At 30.6% G+C, this 21,319-nt stretch carries 23 protein-coding genes and 1 tRNA gene; 19 read left to right on the top strand and 5 right to left on the bottom strand.

Going from position 1 to position 21,319, the window contains the following annotated elements; all coding sequences use genetic code 11:
• The first annotated feature begins 15 nt into the window (after window positions 1-15).
• From J9309_RS08460 to J9309_RS08485, 6 genes are all read left to right on the top strand, one after another.
• Window positions 16-588 carry a GNAT family N-acetyltransferase gene (locus tag J9309_RS08460; RefSeq protein WP_230475452.1) on the top strand — a complete coding sequence of 191 codons (573 nt, stop codon included), beginning with the start codon at window positions 16-18 and terminating at the stop codon, window positions 586-588.
• A gap of 88 nt (window positions 589-676) precedes the next feature.
• Complete coding sequence (locus J9309_RS08465) at window positions 677-1,711, top strand: o-succinylbenzoate synthase (RefSeq protein WP_230475453.1); 1,035 nt, start codon at window positions 677-679, stop codon at window positions 1,709-1,711.
• 62 nt (window positions 1,712-1,773) lie between these two features.
• A complete protein-coding gene (locus J9309_RS08470; RefSeq protein WP_230475454.1) occupies window positions 1,774-2,319 on the top strand; it encodes a DUF1684 domain-containing protein in 546 nt (181 codons plus the stop codon).
• A 1-nt stretch (window position 2,320) separates the two neighbouring features.
• Window positions 2,321-3,352, top strand: coding sequence for an AMP-binding protein (locus J9309_RS08475; protein ID WP_230475455.1), 1,032 nt, complete (start codon window positions 2,321-2,323; stop codon window positions 3,350-3,352).
• A 175-nt stretch (window positions 3,353-3,527) separates the two neighbouring features.
• Complete coding sequence (locus J9309_RS08480) at window positions 3,528-4,412, top strand: hypothetical protein (protein WP_230475456.1); 885 nt, start codon at window positions 3,528-3,530, stop codon at window positions 4,410-4,412.
• Between the two features lie 33 nt (window positions 4,413-4,445).
• Entirely contained in the window at window positions 4,446-4,829 is a 384-nt protein-coding gene (locus tag J9309_RS08485; protein ID WP_230475457.1) for a hypothetical protein, read from the top strand.
• Between the two features lie 121 nt (window positions 4,830-4,950).
• Here the strand turns inward: J9309_RS08485 and J9309_RS08490 are convergent, their stop codons facing one another.
• Entirely contained in the window at window positions 4,951-5,289 is a 339-nt protein-coding gene (locus J9309_RS08490) for a hypothetical protein (RefSeq protein WP_230475458.1), read from the bottom strand.
• Window positions 5,290-5,468: 179 nt separating this feature from the next.
• On the opposite strand from J9309_RS08490, the gene J9309_RS08495 reads away from it, so the two are divergent.
• Window positions 5,469-5,870 (top strand): hypothetical protein, encoded by a 402-nt coding sequence (locus J9309_RS08495; protein ID WP_230475459.1) that lies wholly within the window; start codon window positions 5,469-5,471, stop codon window positions 5,868-5,870.
• 54 nt (window positions 5,871-5,924) lie between these two features.
• Here the strand turns inward: J9309_RS08495 and J9309_RS08500 are convergent, their stop codons facing one another.
• Window positions 5,925-6,707, bottom strand: coding sequence for a tetratricopeptide repeat protein (locus J9309_RS08500; RefSeq protein WP_230475460.1), 783 nt, complete (start codon window positions 6,705-6,707; stop codon window positions 5,925-5,927).
• 76 nt (window positions 6,708-6,783) lie between these two features.
• Here J9309_RS08500 and mce point away from each other — a divergent pair, with 76 nt between their 5' ends.
• The 5 genes from mce to J9309_RS08525 all read left to right on the top strand — a co-directional run bounded on the left by mce (window position 6,784) and on the right by J9309_RS08525 (window position 11,234).
• Window positions 6,784-7,182 (top strand): methylmalonyl-CoA epimerase, encoded by a 399-nt coding sequence (gene mce / locus J9309_RS08505; RefSeq protein WP_230475461.1) that lies wholly within the window; start codon window positions 6,784-6,786, stop codon window positions 7,180-7,182.
• A gap of 89 nt (window positions 7,183-7,271) precedes the next feature.
• Window positions 7,272-7,345, top strand: a tRNA-Ile gene (locus tag J9309_RS08510).
• A gap of 208 nt (window positions 7,346-7,553) precedes the next feature.
• Complete coding sequence (locus J9309_RS08515; RefSeq protein WP_262897264.1) at window positions 7,554-8,759, top strand: site-specific integrase; 1,206 nt, start codon at window positions 7,554-7,556, stop codon at window positions 8,757-8,759.
• Window positions 8,760-8,801: 42 nt separating this feature from the next.
• On the top strand, window positions 8,802-9,560 hold the full coding sequence (locus J9309_RS08520) for a hypothetical protein (RefSeq protein WP_230475463.1): 759 nt from the start codon (window positions 8,802-8,804) through the stop codon (window positions 9,558-9,560).
• Between the two features lie 69 nt (window positions 9,561-9,629).
• Window positions 9,630-11,234: a DUF3987 domain-containing protein gene (locus tag J9309_RS08525; RefSeq protein WP_230475464.1), complete on the top strand. Its 1,605-nt coding sequence runs from the start codon at window positions 9,630-9,632 to the stop codon at window positions 11,232-11,234.
• Between the two features lie 38 nt (window positions 11,235-11,272).
• Here J9309_RS08525 and J9309_RS08530 read toward each other — a convergent pair whose 3' ends face one another.
• The 3 genes from J9309_RS08530 to J9309_RS08540 are packed head-to-tail and all read right to left on the bottom strand — an operon-like array spanning window position 11,273 to window position 12,488.
• The gene (locus J9309_RS08530) at window positions 11,273-11,704 is read right to left on the bottom strand and encodes a tellurite resistance TerB family protein (RefSeq protein WP_230475465.1); all 432 of its coding nucleotides are present in this window, start codon (window positions 11,702-11,704) and stop codon (window positions 11,273-11,275) included.
• A gap of 3 nt (window positions 11,705-11,707) precedes the next feature.
• A complete protein-coding gene (locus tag J9309_RS08535) occupies window positions 11,708-12,061 on the bottom strand; it encodes a hypothetical protein (RefSeq protein WP_230475466.1) in 354 nt (117 codons plus the stop codon).
• Window position 12,062: 1 nt separating this feature from the next.
• The gene (locus J9309_RS08540; protein WP_230475467.1) at window positions 12,063-12,488 is read right to left on the bottom strand and encodes a hypothetical protein; all 426 of its coding nucleotides are present in this window, start codon (window positions 12,486-12,488) and stop codon (window positions 12,063-12,065) included.
• A gap of 173 nt (window positions 12,489-12,661) precedes the next feature.
• Between J9309_RS08540 and J9309_RS08545 the strand changes: the two genes are divergently transcribed.
• The 7 genes from J9309_RS08545 (at window position 12,662) to J9309_RS13640 (ending at window position 21,066) form a co-directional block, all read left to right on the top strand.
• Complete coding sequence (locus tag J9309_RS08545; RefSeq protein ID WP_230475468.1) at window positions 12,662-14,125, top strand: class I SAM-dependent DNA methyltransferase; 1,464 nt, start codon at window positions 12,662-12,664, stop codon at window positions 14,123-14,125.
• Entirely contained in the window at window positions 14,125-15,324 is a 1,200-nt protein-coding gene (locus tag J9309_RS08550; RefSeq protein WP_230475469.1) for a restriction endonuclease subunit S, read from the top strand. Before J9309_RS08545 ends, J9309_RS08550 begins: the two co-directional genes overlap by 1 nt.
• 193 nt (window positions 15,325-15,517) lie before the next feature.
• Entirely contained in the window at window positions 15,518-16,273 is a 756-nt protein-coding gene (locus tag J9309_RS08555; protein WP_230475470.1) for an endonuclease NucS domain-containing protein, read from the top strand.
• 2 nt (window positions 16,274-16,275) lie between these two features.
• Window positions 16,276-18,651 (top strand): EcoAI/FtnUII family type I restriction enzme subunit R, encoded by a 2,376-nt coding sequence (gene hsdR, locus J9309_RS08560; protein WP_230475471.1) that lies wholly within the window; start codon window positions 16,276-16,278, stop codon window positions 18,649-18,651.
• A 417-nt stretch (window positions 18,652-19,068) separates the two neighbouring features.
• Window positions 19,069-19,503 carry a JAB domain-containing protein gene (locus J9309_RS08565; protein WP_230475472.1) on the top strand — a complete coding sequence of 145 codons (435 nt, stop codon included), beginning with the start codon at window positions 19,069-19,071 and terminating at the stop codon, window positions 19,501-19,503.
• Between the two features lie 227 nt (window positions 19,504-19,730).
• Entirely contained in the window at window positions 19,731-20,783 is a 1,053-nt protein-coding gene (locus J9309_RS08570) for a hypothetical protein (protein WP_230475473.1), read from the top strand.
• A gap of 121 nt (window positions 20,784-20,904) precedes the next feature.
• Entirely contained in the window at window positions 20,905-21,066 is a 162-nt protein-coding gene (locus J9309_RS13640) for a helix-turn-helix domain-containing protein (protein WP_394369298.1), read from the top strand.
• Window positions 21,067-21,319 lie beyond the last annotated feature (253 nt).

Here is a 21,319-nt window from a genome sequence, read left to right on the forward strand (position 1 = left end):
AGAAATAAATTATCCATGGAAATATTATCTACCAAAAGGTTTCAGTTAGAGTTTATAAATAAATTTCATTACGAAAATTTAAAGGAATTTGCCTTCGATACTGAATTATGGAAATTTTCTACGATTAAGATTCAGAATGAAAAAGATTTCAAAGAATATTTTAATAATGCACTTTTATGGTCTGAACAAACTTCACATTGCGTTTTCGTTATCAAAAATTTAGAAAATAATCAATACGTAGGTATGTCTAGGTTATATAGTTTAGATTCTAAAAATAAAGCAATAAAACTTGGTTTTACGTGGTATGCAGCAGCTTTACAAGGTTCTGGTATTAACAAACATTGTAAATATTTAATCTTAAAATACGCTTTTGAGAATTTAGGAATGGAACGTGTAGAATTAAATGCCGATTTGCGTAACGAGAGAAGTATTGCTGCAATGAAAAAGATTGGCTTTCAGCAAGAAGGGATTCTTCGTAAACATACCTCTTTGCCTGATGGTTTTAAAAGAGATACTATTGTTTTTAGTATGCTAAAAGAGGAATGGGAGAATGAAGTGAAACTAAAACTAGAGCAAGAGATTATATAAGATTCATTTCATTTTTAAATTTTTGAGTGAATTAAATTTCCTATTATAAATCAATCATAATATGAGTTTGTTAATGTAAATTTGAGGTATGAAAGCAAGATTTGAACCTTACGTTTTAAAATTTAAACGTCCAGGAGGAACTTCGAGAGGCGTTTTAACTGAGAAATTAACTTATTTACTGAAGATAGAAGATGATGGAAGAGAATACATCGGTGAATGCGGTTTATTTAAAGGTTTGAGTAGTGATGACCGTGAAGATTACGAACAAAAATTACAATGGGTTTGTGATAATATAGACTTAGGTGTAGAAGAACTTTGGAATCAATTACGCGAATGGCCTTCCATTCAATTTGGTATAGAACAAGCTTTTCAAGCATTGAATTTTAATCGTTACAAAGATGATTATCAAGATCCATATAATCCAGATTTATTTGAATCAGCATTTAAAAATGGGGAGAAAGGAATGCAAATTAATGGCTTAATTTGGATGGGCGATGTTGATTTTATGCGCGAACAAATTCAGGAAAAATTAGCTGAAGGATTTAAATGTATCAAAATTAAAATTGGAGTAGATTGGAAATCTGAACATGAAATTTTAAAACAATTAAGAAAAGAATTTTCTGCAGATCAATTAGAATTACGTGTTGATGCAAACGGTGGATTTACTTTTGAAGAAGCTAAAGAAGTTTTACAACAATTATCTGAATTAAAAATACATTCTATCGAGCAACCTATTAAAGCTGGTCAAATCGAATTAATGACAGAATTATGTGCTAACACTCCAACGCCAATTGCTTTAGATGAAGAATTAATCGGCATTTACGAACGTGAAGATAAAATTGCATTAATCGAAAAAATAAAACCACAATATGTTATTTTAAAACCAAGTTTAGTTGGTGGAATTCGCGGTTCTTTAGAGTGGATTGAAGCATGTGATTACAATGAAATCGATTTCTGGATCACTTCAGCCTTAGAAAGTAATGTGGGGTTAAATGCAATAGCGCAATGGACAGCAATTTTGTATCCAGAAATGCCTCAAGGTTTAGGAACTGGAAGTTTGTTTATCAATAATTTTCCGACTCGCTTAGAGGTGAAAGGACAATTTTTATATCGAAATAAATAATGAAAAATTTAAGTTTAATCGTTGTAATAATAATGCTTATTACAAGTTGTGCTACTAAAAAAATGTCAGAACTATCGGATATAGAAAAGTATCAACAAGAATTGATAGAATTTTATAATGATTCTAACACAACCCCTTTAAATGCTGAAGAAAAATTAAATTTTAAAGGAATTACTTTTTTTCCAGTTGATACAAAATACAAAGTAAAAGCAGATTTTATCCCGATAAATGATGGCAATGTTATTCCATTTCCAACGTCTGCTGGGAAAATTAAGCATTATAAAGAATATGCAATGGTTAACTTTTACATAGATGGGAAGGAACAATCATTAACTATATATCAATCAAATCCTATTCAGGAAGAATATCCAGATCATCTATTTTTGCCTTTTACAGACGAAACTAATGGCGAAACTACCTATGGCGGAGGTCGTTATATTGATTTAAAAATTCAAGATATTTTATCAGATGATGGTAAAGTAACGATAGATTTTAATCAGGCTTATAATCCTTATTGTGCTTATAGTAAACGATACAATTGTCCAATTCCTCCAGGAAACAATTCATTAAATGTAGAGATTAAAGCAGGGGTAACTTATAAAAAGTAAAATGTTAGTTTTAGATTTTTCGCAACCTAATTTCGATGTAAATCAACTTAAAATTACAAATGATTTTGAACAATCGATAAAAGATTTTTTAATCAATTGGTTTGATGATACTGATTTTATCATTGCACAAACTTCTGGTTCTACAGGAACGCCTAAACAGATTCGTTTATCAAAAGTTAATATGAGAAAAAGTGCTCGTATGACTTGTAAATTTTTGCGTTTAAACGAAGGCGATACAGCTTTATTGGCTATGCCAGTTACCTATATTGCTGGGAAATTAATGTTGATTCGTGCCATTGAAAATGGAATGAAATTAATTTGTCACAATCCAACATCTAGTTTTATATGGACAGATTTTACAAACAAATTCGGATCAGATTTTAAATCCATAAACTTTGTTGCGTTAACGCCAATGCAAGTGGAAAAATCAATCGATTTTGTTTCACATTGCGATAAATTAATCATCGGAGGAGCACCACTTTCTGATAAAGTTAAACAAGATTTATATCCTTTTACGAATGAAGTGTACGAAACGTACGCGATGACAGAAACAATAACGCATATCGCTTTAAAGCAAATTCCTAATCAAAAATTTCCAAATGTAAATCCGTATTTTAAAGTATTTGATGAGGTTGAAATTGCACAGGACGAACGAGGTTGTTTAATAATTAAAACGCCTTACGATGATTTGGTTGTTACGACAAATGATATTGTTGATTTGATAGATAATCAGAATTTTAATTGGATTGGTCGAGCTGATAATGTGATTAATTCGGGTGGAATTAAGTTATTTCCCGAACAAATAGAAGATTTAATTAAACCGTATATTGATTCAGCTTATTTTATTACATCAAAAAAGGACGATTTATTAGGAGAGAAATTAGTTTTGGTCATTGAAGGCGCACATAAAACAATTGATTTATCGAAAGCTAATCTATCAAAATATCAAATTCCAAAAGAAATCATTTTTGTACCTGAATTTGAAAGAACAGAAAGTGGAAAAATTAGAAGGAATAAAAGTTATATTTCATAAATTTTCGAAAAAGAGATTCAATTATTGAGTCTCTTTTTTATTGGAAATTAAATAAGTGAGGGATGTTTATAATTTATTGATAAATATTCTGAATTTTCAGTTTTATGACAAGATTGAAATGCAAAAATTTATATAATTTAACCGAAATAATTTAACAATTAAAATCAAATCTATTATGGTCTGGACAGATTCGAATCAGAAATTTAATGATGCATTTTTTTTGATGTTGGATAATCAGGGAAAAATGGATTTATTTCCGATATGGAAATCGTTTTCTTTTAAAAATCACCCAGTTCAGAATTTAATCGATGCCGAAAAGATTTTAGATCAAGTTATTCATGAAGATCCAAATTATACAAAAGCTATTTTCTTGAAAGCTATTGTTAAACGTAATTTGAATTATAACGAAGAATCAATTTTATACTTGCATCAAGTAAAAGACAACGATTTTTATTTGTATGCGTGTAATATTTATTTGGCAGAATACTACATCTATAAATTAAAATTTGAAGAAGCTTTGCGCTATTTAAAGGAAGTTGATGCAGCTTATCCATCAAATATTCGCGTTACTTTTTTATTAGCTTTAGTTAATTTAGAACTTTTTAATTTTGAGGAAGCTAAGTTTTATTTAAATAATTTTTATCAATTTTCAGACGAAAAACATTTAATTCAATTATTGAATCGAAACTTAAACATCACAGAAGAAATCGTTTTAAAAACTTCGAATCGTTTGGTACTTAAGAATTTTAAATTGAAGAGTATCAATTATAATCTACAATTAAAGACGAATCTAATTAATTACTTTAAACAATATAACGAATTAGGAATAAATTACGACATGATTACTTGTTTTGTTTATGGATTAATACTGAAGCAAGTGACGCAATACCCAAATTTTAATTCTTTTAATGATTACAATGTACATACGATACTAAATTACCTTAGAATAGAAGATAACAAGGTCAAAATTTTATTAGACGCCATTGATTTTGAACATGATTTTGTGAAAAATTTTGAGGAATATTTAGAAGTTGAAAATTTAATGAAAGAGGATTTATAGGATTTTTTACCTTTGCAAAAATAAAATTGAGAGATGGAAATCGTATCGACGCTAGATGAAGTTCTAGATAATGTAGATGTTTTTTTAGAAGGGCTTGAAATGGGGTCTGAAAAAGAAATTACAACTGCAATTGAAATGGTAAAAGCAGCTGATACATTTTTAGCAATAATTACTGAAGATGTAAACATTTTTGTACCTAGTTCTTTTATTGGCTATACAGAACAATCGTTGAATAACTATGATAAAAACAAGCATAGTGAAAAAGAAGTAAATGATGTTTTGACAAAAATTATAGGATCAACTCCAAAAATTGATAAATTGATGGATGAATTGTTTTTAGATTTTTGTGATGAAATTGAAGTAAATAGAAATGATGTAGGTTTATCCAGAGAATACTGGATAATTAAGAATTTATAAAATAAAATTTCAATTTAATTATATAATGCTTTCCGTTCGAAAGCATTTTTTTATTCAAAAAAAAAACATCCATTTAAAAATAAATGGATATAATCTAACTAACTAAACTAAAACCTGATATTTACAAAATGCAATTTAATGCAGGTTTTTCTATTAACGTAAGGCCTAAAAGGGCGCTTTGTATTTCTGAATTTAATAATCCGCCACCACCACCGTAGTGATGAATTTGCTTTACTGAAGGGAAATTTTTTGTTGTCCACATTTCAATTTCTTCAGTTTCCGTTTTACCAATATTACTACTAAAAAGTAAAATGTTAGTAGAATGAGATAAAATATGATTTTTCAAATCACTTTGATTATCAATGCATAAAGCATGCCAATTTTGGTTTTTATTGATAATTCTTACAAGAGTTTCAATTATATCATTGTTCTTACCATAAACTACAAAATTTAATTTCATGACTGAATTAATTATTAGTTTATCAAACTTAAGCACAAAATTAGTGTAAAAAATTGATGTATGTTAATTTCTGTACTTATCTTTAATGAATAAATATTAGAGTTTTTATCATAAAAAATGTTAAAAAAAATGTATGAATTATGTTTAAAGTTACATTTGCCGTTAAATAACTAAAGGATATGAAAAAATTAGTATTAGCATTAGGAGTAGTGCTTTCATTAGCAAGTTGTGCTTCTACAGGAGCAGTAGGAACAATTACTAAAGTAGCACAAATTTCATCGGCTATTTCAGAAATTACAGGATTATTAGGAGGATTAAATTTAACTGGAGCTCAGACTTCAGCAGTTACATCAGCTTTAAAATCGTACATTTCTAACTACAACTCTATTGATACAACAAAAGAAGGTTACCAATCTTTATTAGATGGTTATAAAACGAAAGCTTTAAGTGAAATCAAAACTGGAGTAGGAGAGTCTAAATACGGTGAAGTAATCTCTACTTTAAAAGATGCTTCTGATAAAGCTAAAAATACAACTGTATCTGATGCAACATTAGGTGTTATTTCAAGTTTAGTAAAATAAAAATACTTTATTTAGAAAAATAAGAAAGCCACTCTTTTAGAGTGGCTTTCTTATTTAATCTTCTTTTGATGTTGATTCATTTTCTTGAGCTAATTGAGCGTAGTACGCTAATTTTTTTTCAGCTAAATCAAATTGTGGGTTAATCATTAACGCGTATTGATACGATTGTATCGCTTCATTTATCAAACCTTTACTTTCTAATAACACACCTTTTCCGTAGTGAGTTAAGAAGTAATTAGGATTAATTTTTAACGATTCTTCAAAATCTTTCAACGCTTCATCATATTTCTCAAGCAAAACATACGTATTTGCACGATTATAATAAGATAAGAAATGTGGATTAAGCTCTATTACTTTTGTATAATCTGCAATTGCTTTATCGTATTCTTTTAGTTGATCGTAACAAAACGCACGATTATGGTAACATGAGTCATAATCTTCCTTAAAAGTTAATGCCTCGTTATATAATTCAATTGCTTTGTGATAATTTTTCATATTCATCTGGATAAATGCCTTCTGATGAATAACTACAAAATGATCAGGTTTGATTGCTAATATTTGATCAAATATTTCATTTGCTTGCGTTGGATTGTATCTATTGTACAAAGACATTGCTTTATAAAACAAAAAATCAATATTTTCAGGCTGATCTGCTAATGCTTTATCAAAATCTTGTATAGCATCTGTATATTGTTTCATTTGGTATTGGCATAATCCACGATGGAAATATGAATTTGTAACTTCTATTTTTCTCTTAATAGATAAAGAAAAGTATTCTGCTGCTTTTCTAAATTGTCCCTTATGAAGATATGCTCTTCCTTGATCATAAAAACTCATAATTCAATATTACAATAAGAATTAATATCTATTTTAAACTTTTCGCTAAATTTATCAACAATATTAAAAAATTAAAATGAAATTAGAACATATTGGTATAGCGGTGAAAGATTTGAATTTTTCAAATGACCTATTTTCGAAATTATTAGGTAAATCAGCATACAAAGAAGAAGCCGTAGAAACAGAAGGTGTAATCACTTCTTTTTATTCTGCAGGCGAATCGAAGATAGAATTGGTTGGATCTACAAAAGAAAATAGCGCAATTGAAAAATATTTAGAAAAAAATAAAGAAGGAATTCATCATTTAGCTTTTGGTGTCGAAAATTTAGAGAAGGAAATAGAACGTCTTAAAAATGAGGGGTTTATTTTTGTTAATGAAACTCCTAAATTAGGGGCAGACAACAAACGAATAGTGTTTTTACACCCAAAATCGACCAATGGAGTACTGGTTGAGCTTTGCGAAGATGTAAAATAATTTTGTTATTTAAAAAATATGCTTTAATATTGCACTCGAATTAAGCAGTAATCCTCATTTTATGAGGGCTTCCTTATTGCTTAGTTTACGGTCCTATAACTCAGTTGGTTAGAGTAGCTGACTCATAATCAGCAAGTCCTTGGTTCGAGCCCAAGTGGGACCACTGATTAAGAGCCTTTCCCAAAACGGAAAGGCTTTTTTCATGTCCCTATACCTCATAAAGTCGTTGTATTACAGGTTTTTATCCGATACAATCACTTCTACTTTTTACAGTAAGCAACAAAATTATATTTTTTAACCTAGAAAAAAAGGCTAACAAAATGGTGTACATAGCATTTTAAAAAAGTGTGCATGTTTTGTGTTGTAAGATTATGGAAACTAATAAGTTGCTTATTACGTTCGTTATTGCTAAATCACGAATGAACAAAAGTGGATTATGTCCACTAAGATGTAGAATTACCTACAAAGGTAAAAAACATGAATTCTCAACAGGGGAATTTGTACCTCCACAGTTCTGGAATAATAAACTTCAAAGTGTAACACACAAGTTTCAGGAGAGTAATAAAATAAACTCTGCCCTGTCACAAGTAAAGAACAAGATTAATCAGGTATATCTATTACTGTTACATAGTACAGATGATTTTCATTTGTCGGATATTGTTAATAAATTAAGACCTCAGCCAAAATTAGAAGAAAAGTATATAATCAGCTTTTTTGATGATTATGTTCTGGAAATAAGAAAACTTATTGGTTATGATTATAAGTTAGCTACAATATGGAAATACGAGCAGTCCAGAAATTTGCTGGCAGATTATTTACGTTCCATTCGAAAGAAAGATTACCCTATAAAAGATATAGACCTCAGCTTTATAACAAAATATGAGTTATTTCTGAAAGTAGATAAAAAACTAGCTGTAGCAACTGTTTATAAAACCCTCCAAAGACTTAAAAAAGTTACTACGATTGCACTACAGCGAGATTATATTTCTAAAGACCCTTTCATAGCCTATAAATTTACTCGCCCCAAAACAGAAATTCAATATTTAACTAAAGAGGAATTGCAACTACTATCAGAAAGAGTTTTAGTGCAAAGAAGGCTAGAAGATGTTCGGAAAATGTTTCTATTTTGTTGTTACACAGGTTTAGCTTACACGGAAATGGCGAACCTTTGTTGGAATAATATTGTTTCAGGAGCAAATGAAAGAGCTATTGTAATGACAAGAGAAAAGACAGGTCGTAAGCTATATATTCCATTAATGGATGTTCCACAACAGATTTTAGAATATTATAAATCAGAGGATTCAGAATTTGTGTTTCCACGCCTGTCGAACCAAAAATTTAACTCCTACCTAAAAGAAGTTGCAGATATTGTAAATATTGTAAAACGCCTTACACATCACATGGCTAGAAAAACTTTTGCAACTACAGTATTATTATATAATGATGTACCAATGGAGATAGTTTCTGAGCTCTTAGGACACTCAAATGTAAGTATTACTCAAGAGCATTATGCAAAAGTAATGCAGTCTAAAGTTTCTGATCATATTTCTAACCTCAACAAAAAACTTCTTTCGTAACTTACAACATTACAATTTTTACAATATTTACAAAAAGTTGAGATGTCAGAAATTTACACGTTCAGAGAGCTAACTAGTCGAGGATACAAAGAATCTACAAAAGAGGGTGATATTTTCACCCTTTCTTTGGTTCCTGATACCATCGGATTACCTAACGATATATTTCCTTATAAAAAATATATACTTCCCAAAATAGTCCAGAATTTATTAAAAAAACTACTAGAGAAATATTCTATAGATGAAAGTGAGATTGGTTTACTTCAGAGTATTGGAGTTACATTTCAGTATATTCTAAATCATAAATATATAGATTCAGCTGGTCAAGAGCTGGATAAGGTAAAAGATATTTTTCAAAAGTTATATGATATCTATATGGTGCTTGATGGAAACATGCCACCTATAGAAAAAATAGTAATAACAATTGGTGATAAAGAGGTAGTTATCGATTCTTGGATGTTTTTTGCTGGATACCTTCCTGATTTTACTGATAATATAAAATCATTATCAGACGGAAAAATTTTAAAGAGATTTGAGTACGATAAGTATGAGGAAGTTATTACAGGGTCACTGAAACCAAAATTATATTTGTTTTTAGAAGGTTTGTACAAAAAGTATAATACTAAAGAACATGGTAAATATACTTTTATAAGCATCTACATTCATATTTTTCAGATATATGTATCTAAGCAAAGCTTTGAGTTATGTGAATTAACAGATAATAAAACAATATCCGATTATAAAAATATAGGAGATGCAATAAAAAAAGCTATAAAAAGAAAAAAGGGGACAAGCTGTAAATAAATATTATTTCAGAAGTACCCAATTTTCCTTTCAGAGCATAATTAGTTTTGTAAAATAAATTTCATAATTATGAAACAAATTTTTACAGAGGCTTATTTAGAGCACGACCACGTGGTTAATCCACAGCAATCATTAGAAAGCACACAGACTGCCAATACTAATGATGCAAATAATTTAGAAGTTGAAGGCTTTTCTACACAAGATACAGCCAAGATAGCTGTAGAAAACAACTCAGCAAATGATTTAACACCAGAAGTTGACATATTATCAGGAACAAATGAAATATCTAACGATGTTCCTGAAATAGATGAGGTTATTAATAAAGACTCTCAAGAACAACTTATTGTTGTAGAAGAACAAGATTCATCAAATGTTGTAGAAAATTGCAATGCAGATTTAGAATTACCAAATTCTTATTATCAGCAAAAACAGGAGGAGAGAGATCAATACGAAAGTGTGGTAGTGAACGTTGAAGAGACGAAAAAAGACGTAACATATATTTCAGATGATTACGTCAGTGAAGAATTTTACAATAGCTTGCCTAACGAATTACAGAATTTCCTTGATCTTTATGTTGGTAGAGAAAAGGATATTGTTTTCCTTTCTGTATTAGGTGTTTTTAGTTCTTTGTTACCAAATGTTAGAGGTTTTTACCGAGGAGAGATTCATCATCCAAATTTGTTTATCCAAATTATTGCACCCCCAGCTTCAGGAAAAGGAAAAATGAAGCTTGGATTGAGAGTGTTTGATAAAGTTATTAAGCAAATAACAAAAGACAACAAAGATTTTAGAATTCCTGGTAATAGTAGTTCAGTTAGAGTTATCGAGAAACTTAATGAAATGCATGGTTTTGGAAACCTAATGTTTGAGACTGAAGCTGATTCAATTTCTGGAACACAAAAAAACGAATGGGGTAATTTTTCTGATATCCTTAGAAAAGCAGCTCAGCACGAAAATATTTCTATTTCCAGAAAAGGTAATAATGTCGATATTAACTGTGAATATCCAAGACTTAGCTTGCTAATTTCTGGTACTCCCGACCAATTAGCTCCACTAATAAAGAGTATAGATAATGGATTGTTTAGTCGATTTGTATATTATGCTTATAAAGATGTTTCAAATTGGGCATTTTACAAGGAACAACCTAATCATGTAGAATGTATGAAAATTCTAGAAGATTTTTTTGAAAGTAAGTATCTAAAAATGCAAGAATCTAAAATTACATTTCGATTTTCTGATGAACAGCAACAAAATTTCGATACTTTTTTTGCTGATATAGCAATAGATATTATTTCTATAAATCCAAAGTTACTTTCATCCGTAGAACGATTAGGCTACATCACTTTTAGGATAATGATGATGTTTACACTTTTAGATAAGGATAATTTTGTGGAAAATGATGAAATATCTGAAAATGCTTTTAATAGTGCTTTACTGCTTGTTCCTATATTATTAGAACATATCATAAAAACCTCAACGATATACAGTGTTAAATCTGTTACTAATGATCGTTTAAAAATGTTTTTTGATAAGTTACCTGATAACTTTACATCAGCTGAACTAAAAATTTCCAAAAATTTAGGTAGTAGTAGTACAATTGATAAGAATCTGAAATTATTGGTTGACCTAAAAATGTTAGTGAAAATAAAGCATGGTGTCTATAATAAGATATAATGCTTGAGTAATCCCCATCTTATTTAGATGGGGATATTTTACTTTACTAGACAACTTATTCTATAAGATATTAGATCTGGATCTTCTTCTTTTGCGGAACCTTCGAAAATTATTCTGAGTATTTCATCAATGATAATATCTTTAAAACCTAACTTATCAGCTACAGCACGACAAAATAATAATTCTCGGTCATCAATATTACTGTCAGACAACATAAGCATAACAAGCTCTGATAACTGCTTTACTTTTTCTTTATTATCAATAGGTATAACAAATTTTACACTATTAGGTCTAAAAAATATGCGTTCCATATCTTCATTCGTGAGACGTAATTTTTGTGCGATTTTATTAATAATATCTAATTCTCTTTTGTCTAAATGCCCATCAATACTTGCTAAGTATACTAAATTGGAAATATGACTAAGTTTTTTTTTCTTCTCACTTCCTTCAAAAAGCTCTAGAATTCTCATAGTTTATGTTTTATTGATTAATAATGCTATTATAAATATTGCTATTCCGAATATTAAGCTTGTCTTAATATCTTTATCTAATCCTTTTCCACTAGCAAATAGATGAATATATCTTTTTGTAACAAATGGTCCTATAAATAGTAATATAGGTATATTTAAAACTAATATAGCTAACCAGTGTATATCAAATAGATAACTGAAAGGAAATACTGGAAGAATCATTCCTACAAACCAAGGATATATGTTACTTATTTCATTAGGTTTACTTATGTAAAATTCTTGATTACCTTTTAGCATGTTTATACCAAAACAGCTATAGAATAAAAGTACAGATAATATGAATAATAAGTCTGCCATACTAAAATTGGGAATTTCCTAAAACATTTAGTTGATGATTTTCAATTACAGTTCTCATTTCACTTATCATGGCTTCTGCGATATTTTGCTGTTCAAAAATGCTTAAGTTTCTAACATTTTCAAAAGTTTTTTCATGAATTACTTCTTTCTGGTAGTATTTGTATTTCCAAATAATAGTTAATATACCTGTGCTATAAATAAATTGTACTATTTGTTGATTACCCGTTAAATATAGGTTGAAGCTTCTTTTGTCTAAAATTGTGACACTACCTAATCCGTTGTATGCTTCTTGATTTATTAGTTCTACTACAACAGCAAATTTTTCATGTAATTTTTGAGTACTAAGATCTACATCATCTTTTTTGTAATCACTATAAAATCTAAATAGGATAAATCCAACTATCCCAATTACTATTGCCCAAATCATATTTTACTTTTTAGTTTATTGTTTTATAAATATAGTAAACTTTATTTGTTGATATACAAAAGTCAAAAGATTTTTAGTATTTATAGAAATACATATCTTTTGACTTTTGTATTTTATTTGTTTGGAGCTATATCTAATCTTTCATTAACTTTAACCACCATACAATAAAAGAAATGAGCACATTCGAGCAGACGTTTAAAAACATAGACGACTTATTATATAAAGATTCTGGAGCAGACAGCGAAATCGATTACATCGAGCAAACCTCTTGGGTTTTGTTCTTACGTTATTTAGATGAGTTAGAGCAAGAAAAAGCAGATGAAGAAGAATTACAAGGAAAATCGTACAAGTATATTATCGACGAACCTTACCGTTGGAATTCGTGGGCGACACCAAAGGACGAAAACGGAAATTTAGACCATCACAAGACTCTAACAGGCCCAGATTTGGTAAAGTTTGTTGAGCAAGAGTTGTTTCCTTATTTAGCAGAATTCAAGCAAAAAGCACAGGATAATCCTAAGTCTATTCAGTACAAAGTAGGAGAAATTTTCTCTGAGCTAAGCAACAAAATAAAAAGTGGTTACAATCTTCGTGAGATTATCGAAATGGTTGAAACTTTACCTTTCGGTTCTTCGACAGATAAGCACGAGTTAAGCCACTTGTACGAAACGAAGATTAAAAATATGGGTAATGCTGGACGTAACGGTGGACAGTATTATACACCTCGTCCGTTAATCCGTGCAATGATTAATGTTTTGGACCCACAGATTGGCGAAACTATTTTAGACCCAGCTTGTGGTAGTGCGGGATTCCTTTGTGAAGCCTACGATTATTTATATAATCGTATGGAGAAAAACACAAAGAACTTACAAATCCTACAGGACGAGACATTATACGGTAAAGAGAAGAAAAATTTAGCGTACATCATTGGTACGATGAATATGATTTTACACGGTATCGAAGCTCCAAACATTACGCACACCAATACACTTGCCGAGAATTTACAAGATATCCAGGAAAAAGATAGAGTTGATATTATTTTAGCTAATCCACCATTTGGAGGAAAAGAACGTGCTGAGGTACAACAAAACTTTCCGATTAAAACAGGTGAAACTGCTTTCTTATTTATGCAACACTTTATCCGTAGCCTAAAGGCTGGAGGGCGTGCTGGAGTAGTTATCAAGAATACTGTATTGAGTAATACAGATAACGCTTCTATTGCATTACGTAAACACTTGTTAGAAACGTGTCGTTTAGATGCAGTTTTAGATATGCCAGGTGGAACATTCTTAGGGGCTGGGGTTAAAACGGTTGTATTATTCTTTACTAAAGGAGAACCTACGACCTCAACTTGGTTTTACCAACTGAATCCAGGACGTAATATGGGTAAAACAAATCCACTAAACGATAATGATTTAGCCGAGTTTGTAGAGCTGTACAAAACTAAACCTGAAACAGAAAAATCGTGGAATTTACAGATAGCAGATGTGGATACTGCAACTTACGATTTGTCTGTAAAAAATCCTAATACACCCGAAGAAGCTCCTTTACGTGCTCCTGAAACTATTTTAGAAGAAATGGTCGCATTAGACGAGGAAACGAATTCTATTCTTTCTAACCTAAAAGAAATTTTATAATGAGAACAGGTTGGGAACTAAAACCTTTAAAAGAAGTTGGAAAGATAGTAAGTGGAGCTACACCTAAAAGTAAAGTTGCTGAATATTGGGATGGTGGAATATCGTGGATTACTCCAAAAGATTTAGGAACTTTAGGAGGGCAAAAATATATTTTAGAAACAAGTAGAAAAATAACAGAATTAGGTTTAAGTAGTTGTTCTGCACAACTAATGCCAAAAGGTAGTGTTATAATGTCTTCACGTGCTCCAATTGGTCATCTTGGTATTGCAACGAATGATATATGTACGAATCAAGGATGTAAAAGTATTGTACCAAATGAAGTAATGAATAGCGAGTATATATATTATTACTTACTTAATTCTAAAGAAGCTTTGAATAAATTAGGAACAGGTGCAGTTTTTCCGGAATTATCAGGAAAAATGTTCGGTGATTTTTTAATTCCTGTTCCACCTTTAAAAGAACAACAACAAATCGTAGAAAAGCTCGACCAAGCTTTTGAGTTTATCGACCAAGCAAAAGCCAACATCGAGCAGAATATCATTAACGCTAAAGAGCTTTTCCAAAGTAAGCTGGATGAGGTTTTTTCTCAGAAAGGCGATGGATGGATTACTGAAAAATTAAAAAACATAGGTAATGTTCAAACTGGTAATACACCTAATACTAAGGATAAAGAAAACTATGGTGATTATATAGAATTTATTAAACCAGGACATTTTACAAAAGGAGGAAATTTGGTTTGTAAGGATAGTTTTCTAAGTGAAAAGGGTAAAAAAATTGCAAGGATTATTTCCCCTAATTCAGTGTTGATGGTATGTATAGGTGCAACAATTGGAAAATTAGGATACTCTACAAGAGAAGTGTGTTGTAATCAGCAAATTAACACTATAACTCCTTACGATAACGTCGATTACTTGTACTTATACTATTTTTTGAGTAATACTAATTTTATAGCACAAATACATAGTTTGGGTAAGAGTTCTCAAGCAACATTACCTATTATCAATAAGAGTAAATGGGAGAATTTGGAAATAAGCTATCCGAAAGATATGAAAATTCAGAAAGCATTATCTGAAAGATTTAAAAAATTGTATAGGGAATCTGAAGATTTACATAATATTTACCAACAAAAACTAGGTAATTTAGAAGAACTCCGTAAAAGTATTTTAGAAAAAGCTTTTAGAGGAGAACTAACCAACTAACAAAAAACTACTATAAAAAACGATGAGTAAAAGTTACTACAGAGTAATGCTGGGTGCAAAAAGTGCGTATGCAGAACTATGTTACAATAATAATTTTATAGGTTCTCATTACGGGATACAGACCAACCTTGCTAATGATTTATACGAGGATTGGAAAGATTTTAACGCCAAGTACCGTGATATATGGTTAGCCTTGCATCCTGGTAAGACCAAAGTTGCAGCTGGATTATCTTGTGGTATGCTTTGGACAGTATGTAAGGGCATTCGTGTAGGTGATGTCGTACTTTGTCCTAAAGGCAATGGTACATACTATGTAGGCGAAGTAACCTCTGATTATTACTTTGTTCAGGACGAAGTGTTACCTCATCGTAGAAATGTGAAGTGGTATAATGTTGAGGTAGAACGTGCGTCAATGTCAGATGCCTTACGTAACTCTACAGGTTCTGTTGGTACCATTGCAAACATAACACAGTATGCTTCAGAACTAGACAAGTTAATTGGTGATGTAACACAACCTCAACTAATAACTACAGATGCTACAGTAGAAGACCCAACAGTATTCGCTTTAGAAAAGCATTTAGAAGATTTCTTGGTAAAGAATTGGAAATATACCAAATTAGGTAAAATTTACGATATTTACGAAGTAGATGGCGAGTTAGTAGGACAACAGTATCCAAGTGATACAGGTCCCCTCGATATTTTAGCCATCAGTAAAGATAAAACGACCTTGTTGGTCGTAGAGTTAAAAAAAGGTCGTGTTAGTGATAATGTAGTAGGACAAATTCAGCGTTATATGGGATTTGTAAAGGAAGAACTAGCCGAGCCAGGACAAACAGTAAAAGGTGTAATCATAGGTTTAGAAGATGATATTAGGATAAGGAGAGCCTTAGCAGTTACACAAAATATAGAATTTTATAAATACCAAGTCAGCTTTAAGCTGTATAAGTAACTATGCGTAACGAAACCGAAACTAGAGCAGAACTAATCGACCCGCTTTTATCACAATTAGGCTGGGGACAAAATAATAGCATCGTAAGACGTGAATTTCCAATTACGTTAGGTCGTTTATTGGGAAACGGTCAGCGAAGCAAAATGGACAAAGCAGATTATGTTTTACAATATAATAACCGTAATGTAGCTGTAATCGAAGCGAAAGCAGAAAGCAAACATTATACTTTAGGTGTAGCCCAAGCCAAGCATTACGCAGATATGCTAAAAGTTCGTTTTACTTACAGTACAAACGGAAAGCAATATTACGAGATTGATATGGTTTCAGGAGTAGAGAAAGAGATTGATAATTTACCAACTCCTGAGGAATTATGGAATCGCTTATATGTCCAGGAGCAACAAGAAAACCCAGATGTATACGAGTGGAAACAAAAATTATTATCTACTCCGTTAGAATCTAAAGGTGGAGCTTGGCAACCGAGATATTATCAACAAAACGCAATAGAGAAAGCCTTAGATGCAATAGCAGAAGGTAAACAACGTATTTTGCTTACGTTAGCTACAGGTACAGGAAAAACAGCTGTAGCTTTTCAGATTTCTTGGAAGCTTTTTCAAAATCGTTGGAACATTAACAGAGACGGTAAGCGTACTCCTCGCATCTTATTCCTTGCGGATAGAAATATCTTAGCAAACCAGGCATTTAATAGTTTTAGTGCTTTCGAAGAAGATGCTTTAGTTCGTATCTCTCCAAAGGAAATCAACAAACGAGGAAAAGTACCTAAAAATGGTTCTATCTTCTTTACGATATTCCAAACCTTTATGTCGGGTCCAAATGATACACCAAACTTTGGACAGTATCCTGAGGACTATTTTGATTTTATTATTATAGACGAGTGCCACAGAGGTGGTGCTAATGACGAAAGTTCTTGGCGTGAAATATTAACGTATTTCAGTTCAGCTGTACAATTAGGACTTACAGCCACGCCTAAACGTGATGTAAACGGAGATACGTACGAATACTTTGGTAAACCTGTTTACACGTACTCTTTAAAGGAAGGTATTAACGATGGTTTCTTAACACCTTTCCGTGTTAAGCAAATCGAGACTAATATAGATAGCTACATTTACACGCAAGACGATAAGGTAATTGCTGGTGAAGTAGAAGAAGGCAGAGAATACACAGCGAAAGATTTTAATCGTACCATCAAGATAAACGAACGAGAGAAGCATTTGGTAAAAATCTTTATGGAACAAATCAACCAAAAGGAGAAAACCTTAGTGTTTTGTGCGACACAAGAACACGCCTTAGAAGTTCGTGACCTCATCAATCAGTTAGTTACAGAAAAGAATCCGAGTTATTGTCAGCGTGTAACAGCAGATGATAATGCTTTAGGAGAAATGTATCTAAAACAGTTTTGTGATGATGAGAAAACAATACCTACTATTTTAACAACCTCTCAGAAGTTAAGTACAGGAGTAGACGCTACACAGGTTAGAAATATCGTGTTGTTACGTCCTGTAAGATCGATGATAGAGTTTAAGCAGATTGTAGGACGTGGTACACGTTTACATAATGGGAAGGATTATTTTACGATATATGATTTCTTTAAAAACTACAAACATTTCCAAGACCCTGAATGGGATGGAGAACCTGAGGAAGTTATAATCGATACTACACCAGTTTCAGGAACACCTAAGAAATGTGAAGATTGTGGAAACACAACTTGTACGTGTGAAAAAACAACCGAAGAACCTTGCGAATCTTGTGGATACGTTAAATGTAGATGCAATGATGAGGTTAAAAAGATGGTTAGTATAAAGCTGAGTGATGGTAAAGTCCGTCAGTTGCAGTATATGAGCACGACAACATTTTGGGATGCTTCAGGTAAACCAATCTCATCAGAAGAATTTTTACAATCGCTGTACGGTGAATTACCAAGTCTTTTCAAAGACCAGGAAAAGCTACAAGAGATTTGGCAAGATATATCGACACGTAAAAAGCTTTTAGAAAATTTATCAGAGAAAGGATACACGTTAGAGCAGTTAAGAGAATTCCAAAAGGTGATCAACGCACAAAACGCAGACTTGTACGATGTACTTTCTTATATCGCATATCAATCGGATATTCTGGATAGGAAAGAAAGAGCCGGTTTAGCAAAACAACAACTCGGAGGTTATTCTGATAAGCAAGTAGAGTTTATAGATTTTGTTTTAGACCAATACGTGGAGCACGGTGTTAACGAATTAGATGATGCTAAGCTGGGAGATTTACTCACACTAAAATATCATTCGCTAAAAGATGCTAAAAATACATTAGGAGATATACCAACTATCAGAAATACATTTACAAGCTTTCAGAAATATTTGTACAAATCGTAAAGTTGTAAATTTTGTAAAGTTGTAAATGGTACATATATGTGGATAATATATTATCCCTAAAATAATACACCTACTTAGTTATAGTAGGTGTTTTTTTATAAAAAAAATTACAAGAGTTACAATATTACAATATTTACACTTTCGCAAGTGTCCCTATGATGGGACACTCCCTTTTGTTTCATTTTTAGGCTTCCCCCGTAGCTATCTTTCGTAATTCTAATTTTTGGTCCACTTATTATTTAGAATCCCCTCTCAAGGACCTTCACTCATTTATGCATAGTCACCTAAAGATCATTTTACAATCCTCCTGAAACATTTTAGTAAACAGATTTGCTTACGTGTAAGTCCATCGATGAGGTTTTTTAGTGAGTTTTTAGAGACTAGAAAAATAGTGTAGATTAATAATATATAGCCAAAATGAGAGTATCAGAAATCAAAATTTCGTACACAAACAAGTCAAAAGATATTGTGAAGATTAGTAGCAGTAAGGACGCTTACGAGGTAGCATTATCGCATTGGGATAATGATCTCATAGAATTACAGGAAGAAGTAAAAATACTGCTTCTTAACAAAGGGAATAGAGTTTTAGGAATAAAGGAGCTATTCAAAGGAGGGATTAGTAGTTGTGTTATAGATGTACGTTTGGTAATGGCGTTAGTGCTTAAAACAAATGCTACAGCTATTATTTTGTTTCACAATCATCCAAGTGGTAATCTTACACCTAGTACAGCAGACAGAAATATTACTCAGAAGATTAAGGAGTGCTGTAAACTGTTTGATGTTGAGGTTCTGGACCATTTGATTGTAACAAAAAATGACTACTTTAGCTTCGCAGATGATGGTATCATCTAATACGAAAAAGGCTTACTAATTGGTGGAGGTGTACAGAATTACATTTCTAAAGTACTGATTTTAGGAGATATAACTCGCTTGGTTCGAGCCCAAGTGGGACCACTGGTATAAACCTCAATCTCTTTATTAATAAGGGTTTGAGGTTTTTTTATTTAATATACTCCCCTTATTACTCCCCTAATGAGATTATTTTGAATGTTTTAGTATATTTATATTAAAACCTTTCTATGAGAAAAATGTTTATAAATCAATATTCTAAAGATGATTTATTATTTTTTACAGATAATTTAAAAATTGAGACAATTGTAGATTATTTTAAATTTTTAAATTATTATATAAATAAATCTTCATACAGAACAATTGAAAATATTATTAACAAATCTACTTATCCAAATTTTAAAAATATTAGGGAAAAGAATGAAATAAGTGTATTTAATTTTTATCAAGAACTATTAATTAATGAGTTTAAAAACAAAAAAATTATTTTTATTAATAGACATGAAAATGATTTTAATAATGAAAAATCTTTATTATATCATTTTATGAATGATGTTGGAATATCAAATGAAATAAAATTCAAATATGTTAATGAGTTACTATTAATTTTAAAATCAATACTATATAATTTTAGAAATAAATATTTTCAGAAAAGTGATAAATCTCCGATAGGAATTATTATGAGAGGAGAACATCCAAGGAATTTTACTGGTTATTATTTTAATGAAAATAATCCTCAATCTAAAAAGGTGCTATATCTCTTTTATTTATATATATTCTATAATGAATTTTTACAAGCTTTTTTACCTATTGTAAAAGATTATGTTTGTGAAAGTAATTATGTTTTTTTTTATAATGAATCAAATTTTATTACTGATTGTTATATTAAAGGAAATGAATTATTAAGTATACAAGGAAGTAATAAGAAGCACGATTTTAATAAATTAGATTTTGCTTCTAATATATTTATAAGTAAGAAAGCTGAAGAATTTTTTTTCTTTATTCTTAGATCTCTTGAATATATTGATGATAATAATAATTTGATTAAATCAAGAGGTTTACAAGCTACTTTAGATAGTATAATTAACAATTACAAAGTGAAAAATTGTTTGATTAATAAAGAAGGTTTTTTACTTAAAGATTTTATAAATTTTGTTAATAGTAACATTAAAAGCACAGAAGTTATTTTAAAAAATGATAATAAACTTTCTGCACATTCAGATAAATCGTTAAATAAGGTTTTAAACATTTTAAATAATAATTTACAAGAATTTAAAGAATAAAATACTCCGAACTTTTTCCGAACTTTTCCGAATTTTACTCGAATAAATTCCTTCCTATGTTTGCTTCATAATTATAAAAAGAAAATTTATGAAGCAGTTAAAAAACAAACCAGTAATGAAAATGACAGAAGTTAAGAACTTATTGTCGAAAACACGTAAAACGTTATATTCTTGGCATGAAAAAGGAATACTAACATTTTTTAAAATAGGGGGGCAAAACTACTACAAAACGGAAGATGTACTAAATCTCTTATACATTAACACTGAAGCCACAACAAATTGACTACTATTGTTGTGGTTTCATTAAACCAAAAGTAACAACAAAACGCTTATTATAAAAGTGTAATGTTAAGTTACATTCTCATTTATAGAGGTAATCGCCTTTATTATTCCAAAACATCTAGATAAACAAAGTATTTAACTTTTAGGTAAGTTGAACAGCATTTTTAATGTTAAAGAAGACGTATTTATAGGTCTAACCAACAAGGTAATCAAGCTTTTTGAAGTCTTCGTAATGCTAACTTTTTCTATTTGTT

Origin of the sequence: Faecalibacter bovis (assembly GCF_017948305.1) — a bacterium.
Lineage (GTDB): Bacteria > Bacteroidota > Bacteroidia > Flavobacteriales > Weeksellaceae > Empedobacter > Empedobacter bovis.